At 69.8% G+C, this 17,241-nt stretch carries 15 protein-coding genes; 10 read left to right on the top strand and 5 right to left on the bottom strand.

From position 1 onward, the window contains the following. Positions 1-3 precede the first annotated feature (3 nt). A complete protein-coding gene (locus tag MLGJGCBP_RS20850) occupies positions 4-807 on the top strand; it encodes an NmrA family NAD(P)-binding protein (protein ID WP_160097835.1) in 804 nt (267 codons plus the stop codon). 39 nt (positions 808-846) lie between these two features. Here the strand turns inward: MLGJGCBP_RS20850 and MLGJGCBP_RS20855 are convergent, their stop codons facing one another. After that, positions 847-2,916: a PhoX family protein gene (locus MLGJGCBP_RS20855; RefSeq protein WP_160097836.1), complete on the bottom strand. Its 2,070-nt coding sequence runs from the start codon at positions 2,914-2,916 to the stop codon at positions 847-849. A gap of 156 nt (positions 2,917-3,072) precedes the next feature. On the opposite strand from MLGJGCBP_RS20855, the gene MLGJGCBP_RS20860 reads away from it, so the two are divergent. Further along, positions 3,073-4,089: a PHP domain-containing protein gene (locus MLGJGCBP_RS20860; RefSeq protein ID WP_087560887.1), complete on the top strand. Its 1,017-nt coding sequence runs from the start codon at positions 3,073-3,075 to the stop codon at positions 4,087-4,089. Then, positions 4,086-4,895 (top strand): alpha/beta hydrolase, encoded by an 810-nt coding sequence (locus tag MLGJGCBP_RS20865; protein ID WP_160097837.1) that lies wholly within the window; start codon positions 4,086-4,088, stop codon positions 4,893-4,895. Before MLGJGCBP_RS20860 ends, MLGJGCBP_RS20865 begins: the two co-directional genes overlap by 4 nt. A 43-nt stretch (positions 4,896-4,938) precedes the next feature. On the opposite strand, the gene MLGJGCBP_RS20870 is transcribed toward MLGJGCBP_RS20865, so the two are convergent. Genes MLGJGCBP_RS20870 through MLGJGCBP_RS20880 form a run of 3 tightly spaced genes read right to left on the bottom strand, consistent with a single transcriptional unit; the run spans position 4,939 to position 7,780 of the window. Further along, positions 4,939-5,550 (bottom strand): LutC/YkgG family protein, encoded by a 612-nt coding sequence (locus tag MLGJGCBP_RS20870; RefSeq protein WP_160097838.1) that lies wholly within the window; start codon positions 5,548-5,550, stop codon positions 4,939-4,941. Then, a complete protein-coding gene (locus MLGJGCBP_RS20875; RefSeq protein WP_160097839.1) occupies positions 5,547-7,028 on the bottom strand; it encodes a LutB/LldF family L-lactate oxidation iron-sulfur protein in 1,482 nt (493 codons plus the stop codon). The genes MLGJGCBP_RS20870 and MLGJGCBP_RS20875 overlap by 4 nt, the downstream gene beginning before the upstream one ends. Next, positions 7,025-7,780 (bottom strand): (Fe-S)-binding protein, encoded by a 756-nt coding sequence (locus MLGJGCBP_RS20880; RefSeq protein WP_087560890.1) that lies wholly within the window; start codon positions 7,778-7,780, stop codon positions 7,025-7,027. The genes MLGJGCBP_RS20875 and MLGJGCBP_RS20880 overlap by 4 nt, the downstream gene beginning before the upstream one ends. A 79-nt stretch (positions 7,781-7,859) precedes the next feature. On the opposite strand from MLGJGCBP_RS20880, the gene MLGJGCBP_RS20885 reads away from it, so the two are divergent. Continuing rightward, the gene (locus MLGJGCBP_RS20885; protein ID WP_160097840.1) at positions 7,860-8,543 is read left to right on the top strand and encodes a FadR/GntR family transcriptional regulator; all 684 of its coding nucleotides are present in this window, start codon (positions 7,860-7,862) and stop codon (positions 8,541-8,543) included. 67 nt (positions 8,544-8,610) lie between these two features. On the opposite strand, the gene MLGJGCBP_RS20890 is transcribed toward MLGJGCBP_RS20885, so the two are convergent. Beyond that, positions 8,611-9,309, bottom strand: a complete 699-nt coding sequence (locus MLGJGCBP_RS20890) for a GntR family transcriptional regulator (RefSeq protein WP_087560892.1) — start codon at positions 9,307-9,309, stop codon at positions 8,611-8,613. Positions 9,310-9,412: 103 nt separating this feature from the next. On the opposite strand from MLGJGCBP_RS20890, the gene MLGJGCBP_RS20895 reads away from it, so the two are divergent. From MLGJGCBP_RS20895 to MLGJGCBP_RS20920, 6 genes are read left to right on the top strand one after another with little or no spacing between them, the layout of a single operon-like run. Then, a complete protein-coding gene (locus MLGJGCBP_RS20895) occupies positions 9,413-10,747 on the top strand; it encodes an MFS transporter (RefSeq protein WP_268960763.1) in 1,335 nt (444 codons plus the stop codon). Beyond that, on the top strand, positions 10,740-11,528 hold the full coding sequence (locus tag MLGJGCBP_RS20900) for a putative hydro-lyase (protein ID WP_087560893.1): 789 nt from the start codon (positions 10,740-10,742) through the stop codon (positions 11,526-11,528). Before MLGJGCBP_RS20895 ends, MLGJGCBP_RS20900 begins: the two co-directional genes overlap by 8 nt. Further along, on the top strand, positions 11,518-12,273 hold the full coding sequence (locus MLGJGCBP_RS20905) for a LamB/YcsF family protein (protein ID WP_160097841.1): 756 nt from the start codon (positions 11,518-11,520) through the stop codon (positions 12,271-12,273). Before MLGJGCBP_RS20900 ends, MLGJGCBP_RS20905 begins: the two co-directional genes overlap by 11 nt. Beyond that, entirely contained in the window at positions 12,270-12,911 is a 642-nt protein-coding gene (locus MLGJGCBP_RS20910) for a 5-oxoprolinase subunit B family protein (RefSeq protein ID WP_160097842.1), read from the top strand. The genes MLGJGCBP_RS20905 and MLGJGCBP_RS20910 overlap by 4 nt, the downstream gene beginning before the upstream one ends. Then, positions 12,908-13,771 (top strand): biotin-dependent carboxyltransferase family protein, encoded by an 864-nt coding sequence (locus tag MLGJGCBP_RS20915; RefSeq protein WP_160097843.1) that lies wholly within the window; start codon positions 12,908-12,910, stop codon positions 13,769-13,771. The genes MLGJGCBP_RS20910 and MLGJGCBP_RS20915 overlap by 4 nt, the downstream gene beginning before the upstream one ends. A 43-nt stretch (positions 13,772-13,814) precedes the next feature. Beyond that, the gene (locus MLGJGCBP_RS20920) at positions 13,815-17,207 is read left to right on the top strand and encodes an NAD-glutamate dehydrogenase domain-containing protein (RefSeq protein WP_160097844.1); all 3,393 of its coding nucleotides are present in this window, start codon (positions 13,815-13,817) and stop codon (positions 17,205-17,207) included. Positions 17,208-17,241: the final 34 nt, after the last annotated feature.

Raw genomic sequence — 17,241 nt, forward strand, 5'->3', positions numbered from 1 at the left:
CCGATGACCGAGTCACTCTCCCGCTGCGCCGGCATCGCCGTCGTCGGCGCCGCGGGGAAGACCGGAGCCGCCGTCGTGGCGGCGCTCGAGGGACTCGCCGACGTACGCCGGGTGGTGCACACCGCCCGGCGTTCCGGCGATCACGCCGTCGACCTCGAGACCGGGGCGGGTCTGGCCGACGCGCTGTCGGGGTGCCGGGGCGTGTACTTCATCGCCCCGAATGTGCATCCGGACGAGCCCGCCCTCGTGCGCCGGTTTCTCACGGCCGCTGCCGCCGCCGGTGTCGAGCATTTCGTCTACCACTCGGTCGCGTGGCCGTACACCCCGGCGATGCCGCACCACGTCGACAAGGCGCGGTGCGAGGACGAACTCCGGACGTTCGACGGGCTCCGGTGGACCGTTCTGCAGCCGTGCGCCTACGCTGAGAACTTCGCCGCGGTCCTCGACGGCACGGGCACCGCGGTCGACGTGCCGTACAGCCCCGACGCCCGGTTCTCGTTCGTGCGTCTCGCCGACGTCGCGGAGGTCGCGGCCCGCGTCCTCGTCGACGGCGCGGATGTCCACCACGGCGCCACCTACGAACTCGGCGGCCCGCAGGCCCTCAGCGTGCGGGACCTGTGCGACCGGGCGAGCGGGCCGGTGTCGGTGAAGCAGGTGTCCGTCGACGAGTGGATGTCGCGGCACGGGCAGTCGCTGTCCGAGGACGGTCGTGCCCGGCTGTCGGCGATGTTCGAGTTCTACGACCGGCACGGGTTCACCGCGGGCAATGCCGTGTTCGAGTCGCTGCTCGGCCGCCCACCCAGGTGAGCGGCAAAGCGTGCCAGGGCACACTTTGCCGCTCACCTGTCAGACGCCGATCCGGCCGCCCGACTTCCACACCGCCACGACGGCGGGACGCGGCTGGGTGTCGCCGCCGTCGGGCCAGTGCGACGCCGGATTGTCGGCGCTCGCGTCGTCCAGTTCACCCGGGTGCTGCACGCACACCGTGACCCGCTCCGCGCTGACGATCGGACCGCACGTCTCGGCGCCCTTGGGCACGGAGAGGAACTGCTTGGTCTCGCCTCGGTTCGCGCCGTCGAGGACGACGCTGAACAGGCCGTCGTTCGACTTCAGCGCGTTGCCGTCGGTCGAAATCCACAGGTTGCCGTGGGGGTCGAACGCCAGGTTGTCGGGGCAGGAGATCGGGCTGACGCTCTCCTTGTCGAAGCCGCCGAAGTAGGTGTCGGCGGCCGTCGGGTCGCCGCACACGAGCAGCAGATTCCAGGTGAACGCGGTGCCGGCGTGGTCGTCGGTGAGTTCGAGGACCTGGCCGTTCTTGTTGTTGTTCCGCGGGTTGGCCTCGTCGGCCGCCGCCGCGCCGTCGATGCCGCGCTTGCTGTTGTTGGTCAGCGCCACGTACACCTTGCCGGTGGTCGGGCTGGGTTCGAAGTCCTCGGGGCGGTCCATCTTGGTGGCACCGACCTTGTCGCCGGCCTGCCGGGTGAACACCGCCACCTCCTCGGCGCTCATGCCGTCGACGAGCGACTCGCCGCGGCCGTCCTCACCGGTGCGCAGCAGCGGGATCCACTCACCGGTGCCGTCGAACGTGCCGCTCGCCGGCAGTGTCCCCGACCCGTCGATCTGGTCGGCGGAGTTGCCGGCGAACTTCGCGACGTACAGCGTGCCCGCGTCGAGCAGCGTCATGTTGTTGCGGACGGCGGCCTGGCTGTTGCCGTCCATCATCTTCCGGCTGGAGACGAACTTGTACATGTAGTCGAAGCGTTCGTCGTCGCCGCTGTACGCCACCACCGTGCCGTCGTCGGTGACGTGGATGGTGGCGGCCTCGTGCTTGAACCGGCCCAGCGCCGTGTGCTTGACGGGTGCGGACGTCGCGTCCCACGGGTCGACCTCGACGACCCAGCCGAAGCGGTTGACCTCGTTCGGCTCCTGGGCGAGGTCGAAACGCTTGTCGAAACGCTCCCACTTACGTTCGGACGCAGCGCCTTCCACGCCGTACCGCTTCAGCCGCGCGGCGACGGCGGGGTCGGTGACCAGTTCGGCGTTCGCGAAGTACTGGTTGAAGTTCTCCTCGCCCGACAACACCGTGCCCCACGGGGTGACGCCACCGGAACAGTTGTTGAGCGTGCCCAGCACCTTCGTGCCCGTCGGGTCCGCGGACGTCTTCAGGAAGTCGCTGCCCGCGGCGGGGCCGGTGACGACGAATTCCATCGTCGCCGTGATGCGCCGGTTGTACGGCCCGAAGTCGGGAGTGAGCGCGCCCGAGCCGGATTCACCCTTCACCTGCACCACGGACAGTCCGTGGGCGGCGAGCGCCGTCTGGAACTGCTCCGGTGACGGGTTCTCGGCGTCGTATCCCTTGAACATGAACGGCTCGGTGGTGTACTCGTGGTTGACCACCAGCAGGAAGGTGTTCGGCTGCCCCTCGACCGGCAGCAGTCCGGCGAAGTCGTTGTTGAACCCGAACTGTTGCGCCTGCGCCTGGGCGGTCTGGTTGTCGAAGTCGAACGCGGGGGCCCCGGGCAGCACGGGGTCGCCCCAGCGGATCACGACGGCCTGCTCGTACCCCTCGGGGACGACGACGGCGTCCTCGGTGTTGGGGGCGACGGCGCCGAAGTTCGTTCCCGCCGGGGTGACACCGTCCGAACCGACCGTGCCGGAGGCGCTTCCGCTGCCGGAGTCGTCGGAGCAGGCCACCAGCGCGCTGCCCGCGCCGACGGCGAGGACGGCCATCCCCGTCCCGCGCAGCATTCCGCGCCTTGACAGGGCGGTGCGGGCGATGTCGCGGAAATACTCGCCGTGCGAGGTGTTGGGCACGTCGTGGGTGCACGCGTTTCCGCATTTGTACTGGCAGGTGACGGAAGCGCGCGAGGACGCGCCGTCATGGTTGACGAACAGTGCGAGGGGTTTCAATCTCACCGTGGCTCCCGATTCGAATGCGGACAACTCCGGCACCGTAGAAGTTGCAAGCGAGGGAAAGGGAACGTATGTGTGAACGCGCGGACAACGAGGCGACCCTAAGTCTGGAGTGATTTACGTCTAGCCAGCAGCCCGGACGGCGTGCACGATGGATAGATGGACGCCGTCGATGCGCTGCGGGAAATTGCGTTCTGGCTCGAGCGTTCGCGCGACGAGGGACCCAGGATCGGTGCCTTCCGACGGGCGGCCGATGTGCTCGAGTTCTCGACCGTCGAGGAGCGGGAAGCCCTGGCGGCGAACGGCTGGGTATATCTGCCCGACATCGGTCCCGAGGCGGCCGCGATCATCCGTGAGTGCGCCGATGCGGTGCCGCTGTACCTGACGTATCTGCGTGGTTCCGCGGAGCCGATCGGGCTGGGCGGAAAGGAGCTGCTCGAGGCCCTCCGCGGCGACCTGCACACCCATTCGGATTGGTCGGACGGCCGGTGCCAGCTCCGGGAAATGATGCGGCGCGCGGCCGCGCTGGGGCACGACTACTGCGCGATCACCGACCACTCGCCGCGGTTGACGGTCGCGAACGGGCTGTCTTCGGAGCAACTGCTCGTCCAATTGAATCTGGTCGCCGAACTGAACGTCGAGCTGGCGCCGTTCCGGGTGCTCACCGGCATCGAGGTCGACATCCTCGACGACGGCTCCCTCGACCAGGACGACGACCTGCTCGCCGAACTGGACATCGTGGTCGCGAGCGTGCACTCGCACCTGGACACCGACCGGGCGACGACGACCAAGCGGATGCTGCAGGCGGTCAAGTCCCCGCACGTCGACGTGCTCGGGCACTGCACCGGCCGGCTCGTCGAGGGGGTCCGGGGACCGCGGCCCGAATCGAAGTTCGACGCGGAACGCGTGTTCGACGCGTGCCGGGAGTACGGCACCGCGGTGGAGATCAACTCCCGCCCCGAGCGTCGCGACCCGCCGGGACGGCTGATCGACCTCGCACTGAACAGCGGCTGCAAGTTCTCCATCGACACCGACGCGCACACCACCGGGCACCTCGCCTGGCAGGGCTACGCGTGCGAGCGCGCCGCCGAACGCGGAGTCGAGCCGTCGGATGTGATCAACACCCTGCCCGTGGCCGAGTTGCTGGAGTGGACCGGCGCGCCGATTCGGCAATGATCCGGGTCGTGCTGATCGCGGCCGCGGTGGCCGCCCTGCTGATCGGCGCCGCGTGGGTGCTGCAGCGAAAACTGATCTACTACCCCGACACCACCCCGGTGCCACCCGCAGGCCGGCTGATCGCCGGGGCGGAGGACGTCACACTGGCCACGTCGGACGGCCTCGAACTCGGTGCCTGGTACGTCCCGCCCGCGGTCGGCGAGCCGCGCATGACCGTCCTCGTGGCCGCCGGGAACGCCGGCAACCGGGCCGACCGGGCGCTACTCGCCTCCGACCTCGCCGCCGCGGGTTTCGCCACGCTGCTCTTCGACTACCGCGGGTACGGCGGCAACCCCGGTCACCCCACCGAGGAGGGGCTGGCCCTCGACGTCCGGGCCGCTCGCCGGCACCTCGTCGACGAGCGTCGCGTGCCGCCGGAGCGGCTGCTCTACTTCGGGGAGAGCCTCGGAACCGGCGTCGTGACCGAACTCGCGACCGAGTATCCGCCCGCGGGCCTGTTGCTCCGGTCCCCGTTCGTCGACCTCGCCGCCGTCGGCAGGGCGCACTACCCGTTCCTGCCGGTCGGGCTGCTGCTGCGCGACCGTTTTCCCGTCGCCGAGTTCATCGCTCGCATCGACGTGCCCGTCACCGTGGTCTACGGGACGGCGGACACGATCGTCCCGCCGGAGCAGAGCGCCCGCGTGGCCGAAGCGGCCGGCGACGTCGACACCGTCGTGCTGGCCGGTGCGGGGCACAACGACGACGTGATGTTCGGCGGCCCGGAGATCGTTCGCGCCACCGTCGATCTGGCGCTCCGCGCCCCGTGAGCCTTTTTGGTTGTTCCAGCTACCAGAAAGGCGCACGGGCGCGTCAGCGCACGATCACGACGTCCAGCGTCCGGGGACCGTGCACGCCTTCGACGCGGTTGAGTTCGATGTCACTGGTGGCGCTGGGACCGCTGATGAACGTCAGCGGTGCGGTCGCGTCGAGGGTCTGGAAGGCCTGTGGCACGGTGTCGACGATCTGGTCGGTGCGCACGATGCAGATGTGGTGGTCCGGGACCAGAGTCAGCGCCCGGCGTCCCTGACCTGCGCCGCCGTCGAGCACGATGGTCCCGGTGGCGGCGATCCCGAGGGTGCAGCCGGTGACGACCACGTCGACGGCGTCGAGTTCGAGCGTCGACAGTTCGGCGGGTGCGCCGTCGACGACGACGTCACCGCGCGGCCGCCACGACTGCGGCAGGTCCGGTGGGACGACGGCCCGCTTCCCTTCCGCGATGAGTCCGGTGACGATCTCGGCGACGGTGCTCGTGTCGGCGCGGTGGACCTGTGCGCGGTAGTCGTCGACGGTGTGCGCGAACAACTCGACGTCGCCGGGGCCGGACGCGGGCTCGCGGTGGTAGTCGCGGGGAACGGGTTCGGGGACCGGTGCGTCGGCGAGTGCCGACCGGATCCGGGACAGTATCTCTGCGCGTGCGGTCATCGTGTCGTGTCCTCGTGTGTGCGGGCCCACCATTGTCGGAACGTTTCCTTCGGTGGGGCGGGCAGGTCGCGGCTCGCGGTCCATTTCGACGCCGGGTACGGCAGCGACGTGATGCGTCCGGACCGGCCGCCCAGCACCCGGCCGACCTTGGCCGCCGTCTCGGCGGCGGCGAACCGTTTCTCCGACCCCATCACGAAGCCCGCGGCCTTCATGGCGAGGTCCTGGCCGCCCGGCAGTCCGTGCCGTTCGGAGTCGACCTGTTCCGCGCGCAGGTGCACGAGGATGCTGGGGATGTCGATGCGGACCGGGCAGGCGTCGAAGCAGGCGCCGCACAGGGTGGACGCGTAGGGCAGTGAGGCGTTCGGGTCGTCGTGACCGGTGGTCCCGGTGAGTTGCGGGCTGAGGATCGCGCCGATCGGCCCGGGGTAGACCGACCCGTACGCGTGCCCGCCCGCCCGTTCGTACACGGGGCACACGTTCAGGCAGGCGCTGCAGCGGATGCAGTGCAGCGCGGACCGCCCGGTCTCGTCGGCGAGGACGTTGGTGCGACCGTTGTCGAGGAGGACGACGTGGAAGTTCTGCGGGCCGTCGCCGGGATGAACCCCGGTCCACATAGAGGTGTAGGGGTTCATCCGCTCGGCGGTGGACGACCGCGGCAGCAGTTGCATGAACACCTCGAGGTCGGTGAACGTGGGGACTAGTTTCTCGATGCCCATGAGGGTGATGAGCGTGTCGGGGAGGGTCAGGCACATGCGTCCGTTGCCCTCCGACTCCACCACCGCGAGGGTCCCGGTCTCCGCGACCCCGAAGTTCGCGCCGCTGATCGCGACCTTGGCGGACAGGAACTTTCGCCGCAGGTGTGCCCGCGCGGCCATCGCCAGCGCCCGGGGGTCGTCGGTGATGTCCTTGTCGACGCCCGGCATCGCGTTCAGGAAGATCTCGCGGATTTCGGCGCGGTTGCGGTGGATGGCGGGAACGAGGATGTGGCTCGGTTTGTCGTCGCCGAGTTGGACGATGAGTTCGGCGAGGTCGGTTTCGATCGCCGCGATCCCGTTCTCCTCGAGATGTTCGTTGAGGCCGGTCTCCTGGGTGGCCATCGATTTGACCTTCACCACCTCGTCGGAGCCGGTGGCCCGGACGAGGTCGGTGATGATCCGGTTCGCCTCGTCCGCGTCGCGCGCCCAGTGGACGGTGCCGCCGCGGGCGGTGACGTTCTCCTCGAACTGCACGAGCAGTTCGGGGAGCCGGGCCATCACGTCCGCCTTCAGGGCGCTGCCGGCCCGGCGCAGTTCCTCCCAGTCGTCGACCTCGGCGACCGCGGCGATCCGTTTGTTGCGGATGGTGGTGGTCGCGGCGCCGAGATTGGCACGCAGTTGGGTGTCGGTGAGCGCCTTCCGGGCGGCGTCGGGGAAAGATTCTGTGCCCCGGATGTTTCCGGTGCCGGCGTGGAAGGTGGGTGAGCCGAGGAACGTGGTCATGCGTTGCTCCCGATCTTCTCGGTGCTCGCCAGGATCTCGGCGAGGTGGACGGTGCGGACCCCGCTGCGCAGCCGGGACAACCCGCCGCCGATGTGCATCAGGCAGGACGAGTCGCCCGCGCTGCACACCTCGGCGCCGGTGCTCAGGACGTTGCCCATCTTGTCGGCGAGCATCGCGGTCGACGTCTCGGAGTTCTTCAGCGCGAACGTTCCGCCGAAGCCGCAACAGGATTCGGCCGCGGGCAGCTCGATCAGGGTCATTCCCCGCACCGCGCGCAGCAGTTGCAGCGGTTTGTCGGCGACGCGCAGCATCCGCAGCGAGTGGCACGTTGGGTGGTACGTCACCCGGTGCGGGTAGTACGCGCCCACATCGGTGACACCGAGGACGTCGACGAGCAGTTCCGACAGCTCGTACGTCCGGGACGCGACGTCCTCGGCGCGGGTCGCGAGCGATTCGTCCCCGTACCGGCGGGCGACCATGGCGTGCTGGTGCCGGACGGATCCGACGCACGAACCGGACGGGGCCACCGCGACGTCCCACGACGGTCCGCTCTCGAACGCCTCGACGTGGTGACGCACGAGCGGCAGCGCCTCGGCCTGGTAGCCGGTGTTGACGTGCATCTGCCCGCAGCACGTCTGCTTCGGCGGGAACACGACCTCGTGGCCGAGCCGCTCGAGGAGGCGGACCGTGGCGGTGGCGGATTCGGGGAACAGGGCATCCGCCAGGCAGGTGGCGAACAGGGCGATTCTCATCGGGTACTCCAACCGGGCTGGGCTGTGGTCTGACCACAGTAGCGCACTGTGGTCAGACCACACCAGGTAAACTTCGGTCGTGCGCACACACGAGGTCGTCCTGCACCGCATCGAGCAGGATCTGGTGGCCGGCAAACTCACCGTCGGGGGTCGTCTGCCGGCCGAGCGCGCACTCGCCGAGGAACTGGGCGTCGGACGCTCGTCCGTCCGCGAGGCCATGCGGGTGCTCGAGGCGATGGGCATCGTCCGCACCGCCGTCGGCTCCGGGCCGGACGCGGGCGCGATCGTCGCCGCCGACCCGGCCGCGTCTATCGGCGCGGCCCTGCGACTGCACATGGCGACGCGCACCCTGCCGATCCGCGACGTCGTCCAGACGCGCACGCTGCTCGAGTCGTGGGCGGTGCAGGAGGCCGCCGGGCAGTCCGGTGACCTCGACTTCTCGGCCATCGACGCGCTGCTCGACGCGATGGACGACGAGGACCTGTCCCCGGAGGCGTTCCACCGCCTCGACGCCGACCTGCACGTCGCGATGGCCGGACTCGCAGGCAACGTCCTCGTCGAGGCGATGATGGTCTCGCTCCGCGACTCCATCCACGGCTACGTCATCCAGGCGGTTCCACTGCTCGACGACTGGCCCGCGGTCGCGACCCACCTCCGCTGCGAGCACCGCGGCATCGTCGCCGCCCTCCGCGGCGGACGCGGCGCCGAGGCCGCCGGCCTGGTGCGGGAGCACATCGAGGGGTTCTACGGGCTGATCCGCTAGGCGCTTCGCGCCCGTGCGCCTTTCTGGTTGCGCCAACTACCAAAAAGGCGCACGAGCACGGAGTGCCTCAGTACGCCTCGAGGATCTGCGCCTCCGCGTCTTCGAGGTAGGTCTTGAGCAGCTGACCTGCGGCTTCGGTGTTGCCGGCGACGAGGGCGTCGTAGATCTCGTGGTTGCGGGTGAGGTAGGGCCCGTGGAAGCGGTGGGCGTCGTCCATGACGTGGAAGACGAGCCGCGCCTCGTTCCAGACACTGCGCATGAGTTCGTCGATGCGGTTGCTGTTGTTGAGGCTCGCGAGGGCGCTGTGGAAGTAGATGTCGGCGGTGCCGACGCCGGTCCAGTCCTCGACGGCGAACCGCTCGTCAGCCAGGTTCAGGGCCTCGGCGACGCCGGACAGGTCGCCGGTCTCGGGGTCGAATCCGTTGACGCCGGCGCATTCGACGACGCGCCGGCAGATGTAGAGCTCGGTGATGTCCTCGGCGGTGGGTACGCGGACGAAGACGCCGCGGTTGAGTTCGTGCGCGACGAGTCGGTCTTCGATCAGGATCTGGAAGGCCTCGCGGACGGTGTTGCGGGAGACGTCGAGGGCGGCGCAGATGTCGGGTTCGGACAGTCGCGCCCCTGGTTGGAACGTTCCGTCGATGATGGCGTCCCGCAGAATGCCCGCGACCCGGGTGGTCCTGCTGGTGCGTTCGAGCAGGCCGCGGTGAGCGGCCAGGCGGGAATGCGCATCGCCGCGAAGGGCATTCGAGCTGGTCAAGTCCACTCCTCAGGTTTCGATCTCGACCGCAATCATAGTTGTCAGCTCGGTTCCGCGATTTCTTCCAGGATAACAATCCCCTCGAGGTATTGCAGGATCGTTGAACGATTTGTACCGTGATGGGAGTTACATCGGATTCTTCGAGCAGTTACATCCCTTCTTCAGGCGAGGTGCCATGACCACAGATACACAGACCGAGGTCGCGCAGGCGCGCCCCTTCGACTGGTTCCGCACCCTCGGGCCGAAGGGAAAAAGAGCGTTCGTCGGGGCGTTCGGCGGATACGGGCTCGACTCCTACGACTTCCAGGTCCTCCCGCTCGGCCTCGCGGCCATCGCCGCCTACTTCGGCCTCACCACCGGTCAGGCAGGCCTGCTGACCACGGTGACGCTGGTGGTGTCCGCGCTCGGCGGCGCCCTCGCCGGCATCCTCGTCGACAAGATCGGCCGGGTCCGCACCCTGCAGGTCACCGTCGCGACGTACACGATCTTCACGGTGCTGTGCGGTTTCGCGCAGAACTTCGAGACGCTGCTGATCTTCCGCGCCTTCCAGGGCCTCGGCTTCGGCGGTGAGTGGGCGGCAGGCGCGATCCTCGTCGCCGAATACGCCCGCGCCGAGTACCGCGGCCGGGCCGTCGCCTTCGTGCAGAGCGCGTGGGCCGTCGGCTGGGCGCTGGCCGTGATCGTCTACACCGTCGTCTTCCAGCTGTTCAGTCCCGACGTCGCGTGGCGCGTGCTGTTCTTCACCGGTGTGCTGCCCGCCTTCCTCATCATCTGGGTTCGCCGGAATCTGAAGGACCCCGAGGTCGTCACGGAGCGCCGCGAGTCCGCGGGCAAGCAGACGGGCTCGTTCGCCGCCATCTTCCGCGGCGGGCTGCTCCGCACCACGGTGTTCGCGTCGCTGCTCGCCACCGGTGTGCAGGGCGGCTACTACACGCTGGCGTCCTGGCTGCCGACGTTCCTCAAGACCTCCCGCGGACTCGACGTCGTCGGCACCGGCGGCTACCTGGCCATCCTCATCTCCGGCGCGTTCCTCGGCTACGTCAGCGGTGGCATCCTCACCGACAAGCTGGGCCGCAAGCGGACCATGCAGTTGTTCGCGTTCCTGTCGGCGATCTTCATGGTCGGCTACACCCAGGTGCCCGAGGGCGCGAATACGCTGATCCTGATCCTGGGCTTCCCGCTCGGCTTCTGCACGTCGGCGATCTTCAGCGGATTCGGATCGTTCCTGTCCGAGCTGTACCCGACGCAGTCCCGCGGCACCGGCCAGGGCTTCACGTACAACTTCGGCCGCGCGGTCGGCGCCGTGTTCCCCGCCGTCGTCGGTTTCCTGGCCGCCACTCAGCTGGGTATCGGCGGCGCGATGATCTTCGGCGCGCTCGGCTACGCCATCGCCGTGTTCGCCCTGTTCTTCCTCCCCGAGACCCGCGGGAGCGAACTTGCCTGACTCGCCGACCGACCTCCGCTCCGCGTTCCGCTCGGGACGCGTCACTCCGACCGCCGGTCTGGCGCCCGGATTCGCGCAGACGAATCTCATCGCCGTCCCGCAGGACTGGGCGTACGACGTGCTGCTGTTCACCCAGCGCAACCCGAAGCCGTGCCCCGTCCTCGACGTCGGCGACCCCGGCTCCCGGACGACGATGCTCGCCCCCGGCGCCGATATCACCACGGACCTGCCTCTGTACCGGGTGTGGAAGGACGGCGAACTCGCGGACGAGACCACGGACGTGTCCTCGCTGTGGCGCGACGACCTCGTCGCGTTCCACATCGGGTGCAGCTTCACGTTCGAGCACCCGGTGGCCGCGGCCGGGGTGCCGCTCCGGCACGTCGAGCAGGGCAGCAACGTCCCGATGTACGTCACCGACCGCGAGTGCAGGCCCGCCGGGCGGGTCAGCGGACCGATGGTCGTGTCGATGCGACCCGTCCCCGAACACCAGGTGGCGCTCGCGGCGGCGATCTCGGCGCGGATGCCCGCCGTCCACGGCGGGCCCGTGCACGTCGGTGATCCCGCGGAACTCGGAATCGCCGATCTCGCGGCCCCCGACTTCGGCGATCCGGTGAACTTCGAGCCCGGCGACGTCCCGATGTTCTGGGCCTGTGGGGTCACCCCGCAGGCGGCGGTGATGGCGTCCCGGTTGCCGTTCGCGATCACCCACGCACCCGGGTACATGCTGATCACCGACACCCCGGACAGCGAGTACGTCCTGGAGGTCCCCGATGCGCGTTGACCTGAACTGCGACCTCGGCGAGGGCTTCGGGCAGTGGACGCTGGCCGACGACGAGGCCCTCCTCGACGTCATCACCAGCGCGAACATCGCGTGCGGGTTTCACGCGGGCGATCCGATGATCATCCGCAAGGCCTGCGAGAGCGCGGCCGGGCGAGGCGTCGCGATCGGGGCGCACGTGGGGTTCCGGGATCTGGCCGGATTCGGCCGGCGGGAACTGGCGGTGTCGCCCGCGGATCTGCGCGACGAGACGCTGTACCAGATCGGTGCGCTCGCCGGGTTCGCCCGCGCCGCCGGATCCTCGGTGACGTACGTCAAACCGCATGGTGCGCTCTACAATTCCGCGGCACTCGACTTCGAGCGGGCCGATGCGGTCGCGTCGGCCATCGACGAGTTCGCCGAGCCGCTCACGCTGATGGGACCACCCGGATCGCAGTTGCAGCGGGCCGCGGAGGCGCACGGCATCGAGTTCGTCGCCGAAGGGTTCGCCGACCGCCGCTACACCGCCGCGGGCACGCTGACCCCGCGCTCGGTGCCCGGCGCCGTCATCGACGATCCCGACGTCGCCGCCGCCCAGGCCGTGCGGATGGTGTCGACCGGAACGGTGGAATCGATCGACGGGGACGACGTCGCGGTGGCGGTGCGCAGCATCTGCGTGCACGGCGACACGCCCGGATCCGTGCACACCGCGCGCCGGGTCCGTCACGCCCTGGAGAGTGCCGACGTCACGCTCGGATCCTTCACATGACCACCCCCACCCGGATCCTCCCGGCAGGCGATCGGGCCCTGCTCGTCGAACTCGACTCGGAACCCCTGGTCGTGTCGCTGACCGAACGCCTGCGCCGGACGCCGGTTCCCGGCATGGAGGACGTGCTGCCCGCGGCGCGCACGGTGCTCGTCACCACCACACCGCGGACCGACCTCGACGAGGTGCGCCGCGCCCTGCGGACGTTGACCGTCGACCTCGAGGCGCACGACCACACCGGCGTCCCCGAATCGGAACCGGTCACCATCCCGGTCCGCTACGACGGCGCCGATCTCGCCGACGTCGCCGACCTTCTGCGGATGAGCCGCGACGACGTGATCGCCGCCCACACCGCGGCCACCTGGCGCTGTGTATTCATCGGATTCGCACCGGGTTTCGCCTACCTGAGTTGCGGCGACGACCGGCTCACCGTGCCCCGGCGCGCGCAGTCCCGCACCGTGGTGCCCGCCGGGTCCGTGGCCCTCGCCGGCGGCTACGGCGCCGTGTATCCGCGGTCCTCACCCGGCGGATGGCAGATCATCGGAACCACGGACTCCCCGATGTGGAACCTCGACGCGCAACCCCCGGCGCTGCTGCAGCCGGGACGTCGCGTCCGATTCGTCGACGAGGAAACGCTGTGAGTGAACTCGAAGTGCTTGAAACGGGTCCGCTCAGCCTGATCCAGGACCTCGGCCGCCCCGGCTACCTGAGTTCGGGTGTCGGCGTGTCCGGCGCCGCCGACCGCGGGTCCGCGAGACTCGCGAATCGGCTGGTCGGCAACGACGAGAACGGCGCGTGCATCGAGGTGCTGATGGGCGGGCTCGCCCTGCGTGCACGGGCTGTGACGACCGTCGCCGTCACCGGTGCACCCGCCGCGGCGCTGCTCGACGGCATCCCGATGGGTCACGCGAGCGTCATCGTGATGGAGCCGGGGCAGACGCTGCGGTTGCAGTACGCGCAGGTCGGGCTGCGCAGCTACGTGGGGGTGCGCGGTGGCCTCGCGGTGTCGGACGTGCTCGGCTCCCGCAGCACCGACACCCTCTCCGGGATCGGCCCGGAAGCGTTGAAGCCCAACGACATTCTGCCCGTCGGCACGTGGACGAGGAACTTCCCCAACGTCGACGTCGCACCCCTCGCCGCGATGGACCCGGGACCGCTGTCGGTGCGCGTCATCGGCGGCCCCCGCGACGACTGGTTCACCAACCCGGACGCACTGACCACCGGTGCGTGGGCGGTCTCCCCGGACACCGACCGCATCGGCGCCCGCCTGAACCGGCACGCCGGCGCACCCACCCTGCAGCGGACGTCCGAGGCCGAACTCCCCACCGAGGGCGTCGCACTCGGATCCATCCAGGTTCCGCCGAGCGGGCAGCCCGTCGTGTTCCTCGCGGACCATCCCATCTCCGGCGGTTACCCCGTCATCGGCGTCGTCGTCGACGAGGACATCGACCGGATCGCCCAGGCCCGCCCAGGCCAATTGATTCGCTTCACCACTGCGTGATCGGCTTCGCGCCGATCCCACTACAGGAGATCACCCCATCGCCATGAACAGCATCGGCACGGAACTCGACACACCCTGGTCCCACGAGTCGTGGCGCACCACGCTGCTCGCGGAACCGCACCGTCAGGGCACCGCGGTCGCACGCCACTACGCGTCCGCGCTGCCGATCAGCTACGCCACCGAAACCGATCCGGCACAGGCGATCCGCGACGTCGCCGAGGTGGAACGGCTCGACGTCGACAGTGTGGCGCTGACGTTCACCACCACCGAGGCGTCCGCGCCGTACGAGAACCTCAAGATCTACGCCGTCGGGAAACCCGCACCGCTCAACGAGGTTCTGCCGATCCTGTCCAGCCTGGGCGTCAACGCCCTCGACGAGCGTCCGGCCGCGCTGACCCGGCCGGACGGCAGTCGCGCCTGGATCTACAACCTGACCGTCGACCTGCCGGCTGTCACGGACGGCCACGGGGCGACGCGGGACGGCCGGATCGCGGACGCGTTCCGCGCGGCGTGGACGGGTGAGACCGAGGTCGACGGGTTCAACGCGCTCGTCCTGCACGCCGGGCTCGGCTGGCGTCAGGTGACGGTTCTTCGGGCGTACGTCGCGTACCTGCGTCAGGCGGGGCTCCCGTACAGCCGCAGCAACGTCGAACGAGTCCTGCTGGGCAACACCGGCATCACCCAACTGCTCGTCGAGTTCCACGCGCTCCGGCTCGACCCGGCCCTCGACCGGGACGCCGCAGCGGAAACCGCGCTCGACGAGCGCATCTCGGCCGCGATCGACGCCGTCGCCGGAATCGACGCCGACCGAATTCTGCGGGCCCTGCTGTCGCTGATCCGCGCCACCACCCGCACGACCTACTACGCCGACGACCCCCGGCCCGGGCGCGCCCTCGCGTTCAAGTTCGACTCCGCGTCGATCGACGAATTGCCGCTGCCCCGGCCGAAATACGAGGCCTACGTGTACTCGCCGCAGATGGAGGGTGTGCACCTGCGGTTCGACGACGTCGCCCGCGGCGGCCTCCGGTGGTCCGATCGGCGCGACGACTTCCGCACCGAGATCCTCGGACTCGTGAAGGCGCAGGCGGTCAAGAACGCCGTCATCGTCCCCGCAGGGGCGAAGGGCGGCTTCGTCGTCAAGAACCCGCCCGCGCCGACCGGCGACGCCGCCGCCGACCGGGAGGCGATGCTGGCGGCCGGAATCTCCTGCTACCGCGAATTCATCTCGAGCCTCCTCGACATGACGGACAACCTCGACATCGCGACCCGGCACGTCATCGCGCCGGACGGCATCGTCCGCCGCGACGGCGACGACACCTACCTCGTGGTCGCCGCGGACAAGGGGACCGCGGCGTTCTCGGACGTCGCCAACGCCGTCGCACTCGCGCGCGGGTACTGGCTCGGCGACGGATTCGCGTCCGGCGGGTCCGTCGGCTACGACCACAAGGCGATGGGCATCACCGCCCGCGGCGCGTGGGAGAGCGTCGTGCAGCACTTCCGTGAGATGGGTGTCGACACCCGCACCGACGACTTCACCGTCGTCGGCATCGGCGACATGAGCGGCGACGTGTTCGGCAACGGGATGCTGCTCAGCCCGCACATCCGCCTCGTCGCGGCGTTCGACCACCGGCACGTCTTCATCGACCCCGATCCCGACCCGCAGACGTCCTGGGACGAGCGGGCGCGGCTCTTCGGCCTCGGCAGGTCCAGCTGGAAGGACTACGACCGGGCGGTCCTCAGCGAGGGCGCGATGATCGTCGACCGTGCGGCGAAGTCGGTTCGCCTCACACCGCAGGCGCGGTGCGCGCTGGGGATCGAAACGGATCGGGCGCTCACCACCGTCGAACTCGTCCGCGCCGTCCTCGGTGCGCCCGCGGACCTGCTGTGGAACGGCGGCGTCGGCACGTATGTGAAGGCCACGTCGGAAAGTCACGCGGACGCCGGCGACAAGTCGAACGACGCCGTCCGGCTCGACGCGTCCGCGCTGCGGGCCCGGGTGGTCGGCGAGGGTGGCAACCTCGGCCTCACCCAGCTCGGCCGGATCGAGTACGCGCGCAACGGCGGTCGCATCAACACCGACGCACTCGACAACTCCGCCGGTGTCGACTGCTCCGACCACGAGGTCAACATCAAGATCGCCCTCGCAGGTGCCACCGCCGACAACACGCTCACCGCGCAGGACCGCCGAGAACTGCTGTCCGACATGACCGAAGACGTCAGCCGGCTCGTCCTCGCCGACAACCGCAGCCAGAACGAGATGATGAGCCTCAACCGGGCGCAGGCGGCGACGCTCGTCAGCTTCCACTCCCGCATGGTCGACGACCTGGAACGGCGCGGCCACGTGGACCGCGCCATCGACGTGCTCCCCACGTCCGCGCAGTTCGGCGCCCTCGAACGCGAGCAGAAGGGCCTGACCAGCCCGGAACTGGCGCAGCTCACCGCGCAGGTCAAGCGGTTCATCAAGAGCGAGGTGTCGGGCACGACGCTCCCCGACAACAAGGTCTACGCCGGGCGGCTCCACGACTACTTCCCGCCGCGGCTCGGCCGCGAGTACGCGCACACGGTCGCCGTGCACCCGCTGCGCCGGGAGATCGTCACCACGTCGGTCGTCAACGACATGGTCGACCGTGCGGGGATGACGTTCGCCTTCCGGCTGCGGGAGGAGACCGGCGCCGACTCGGCGGAGGCGGTGAACGCCTTCACCGCCGTCACCGAGATCTTCGGCCTCGGAGCGACTTTCGGGCGGATCCGGGCGGCGGCCGAGACGACCCCGGCGTCCGGGACGAACGCGCTGACCGTGCAGACCCAGCGGCTGATCGACCGGGCGTCGCGGTGGCTGACCACGCACCGGCCGCAACCGCTGCCGCTCGAGGCCACCATCGCCCGCTACCGGCCGGTGGTCCGCGAACTCGGACCCCGCGTGCGGGAATGGTTGCAGGGCGACGAGATCACCGCGGTCGAGGGCCGTACCGAGGCCCTGACGTCGCGGGGTGCGGACGCCGGGATCGCCGCCGACGTCGCGGATCTCCTGCACACGTACTGCCTCCTCGACATCGTGGACATCGCGGAGATCTCCCAGCACCGCGCGGAGGACGTCGCCGAACTGTATTTCGCGCTGTCGGCGCACCTGCACATCAACACCGCGCTGACCGCCGTCACCGCCCTGCCACGGCTGGACCGGTGGCACGCCCTCGCCCGCCTCGCCCTGCGCGACGACCTCTACAGTTCGCTGCGCGCCATCACCCTCGACGCGCTGTCCGTCAGCGAACCCGGCGACGACGCGGCCGACAAGGTCGACCAGTGGGAGCAGCACAACGCCGCCCGGCTCGCCCGCGCGCGGGCACTGCTCACCGAGATCGAGTCGGAGGTCGCCACCGCACCCACCCTGGCGCTGATCTCCGTCGCGGCCAGGCGGATCCGGGCGATGACGCGGTAGGCGCTTCGCGCCCGTGCGCCTTTCTGGTTGTTCC

Origin of the sequence: Rhodococcus sp. T7 (assembly GCF_009872365.1) — a bacterium.
Lineage (GTDB): Bacteria > Actinomycetota > Actinomycetes > Mycobacteriales > Mycobacteriaceae > Rhodococcus_F.

What these genes read in the sequence shown, in the direction of transcription:
- MLGJGCBP_RS20860 (WP_087560887.1), top strand. Translation starts at nt 3,073, where the DNA reads ATGGACGCCGTCGATGCGCTGCGGGAAATTGCGTTCTGGCTCGAGCGT.
- MLGJGCBP_RS20880 (WP_087560890.1), bottom strand. Translation starts at nt 7,780, where the DNA reads ATGAGAATCGCCCTGTTCGCCACCTGCCTGGCGGATGCCCTGTTCCCC.
- MLGJGCBP_RS20850 (WP_160097835.1), top strand. Translation starts at nt 4, where the DNA reads ATGACCGAGTCACTCTCCCGCTGCGCCGGCATCGCCGTCGTCGGCGCC.
- MLGJGCBP_RS20920 (WP_160097844.1), top strand. Translation starts at nt 13,815, where the DNA reads ATGAACAGCATCGGCACGGAACTCGACACACCCTGGTCCCACGAGTCG.
- MLGJGCBP_RS20870 (WP_160097838.1), bottom strand. Translation starts at nt 5,550, where the DNA reads ATGACCGCACGCGCAGAGATACTGTCCCGGATCCGGTCGGCACTCGCC.
- MLGJGCBP_RS20905 (WP_160097841.1), top strand. Translation starts at nt 11,518, where the DNA reads ATGCGCGTTGACCTGAACTGCGACCTCGGCGAGGGCTTCGGGCAGTGG.
- MLGJGCBP_RS20875 (WP_160097839.1), bottom strand. Translation starts at nt 7,028, where the DNA reads ATGACCACGTTCCTCGGCTCACCCACCTTCCACGCCGGCACCGGAAAC.
- MLGJGCBP_RS20865 (WP_160097837.1), top strand. Translation starts at nt 4,086, where the DNA reads ATGATCCGGGTCGTGCTGATCGCGGCCGCGGTGGCCGCCCTGCTGATC.
- MLGJGCBP_RS20910 (WP_160097842.1), top strand. Translation starts at nt 12,270, where the DNA reads ATGACCACCCCCACCCGGATCCTCCCGGCAGGCGATCGGGCCCTGCTC.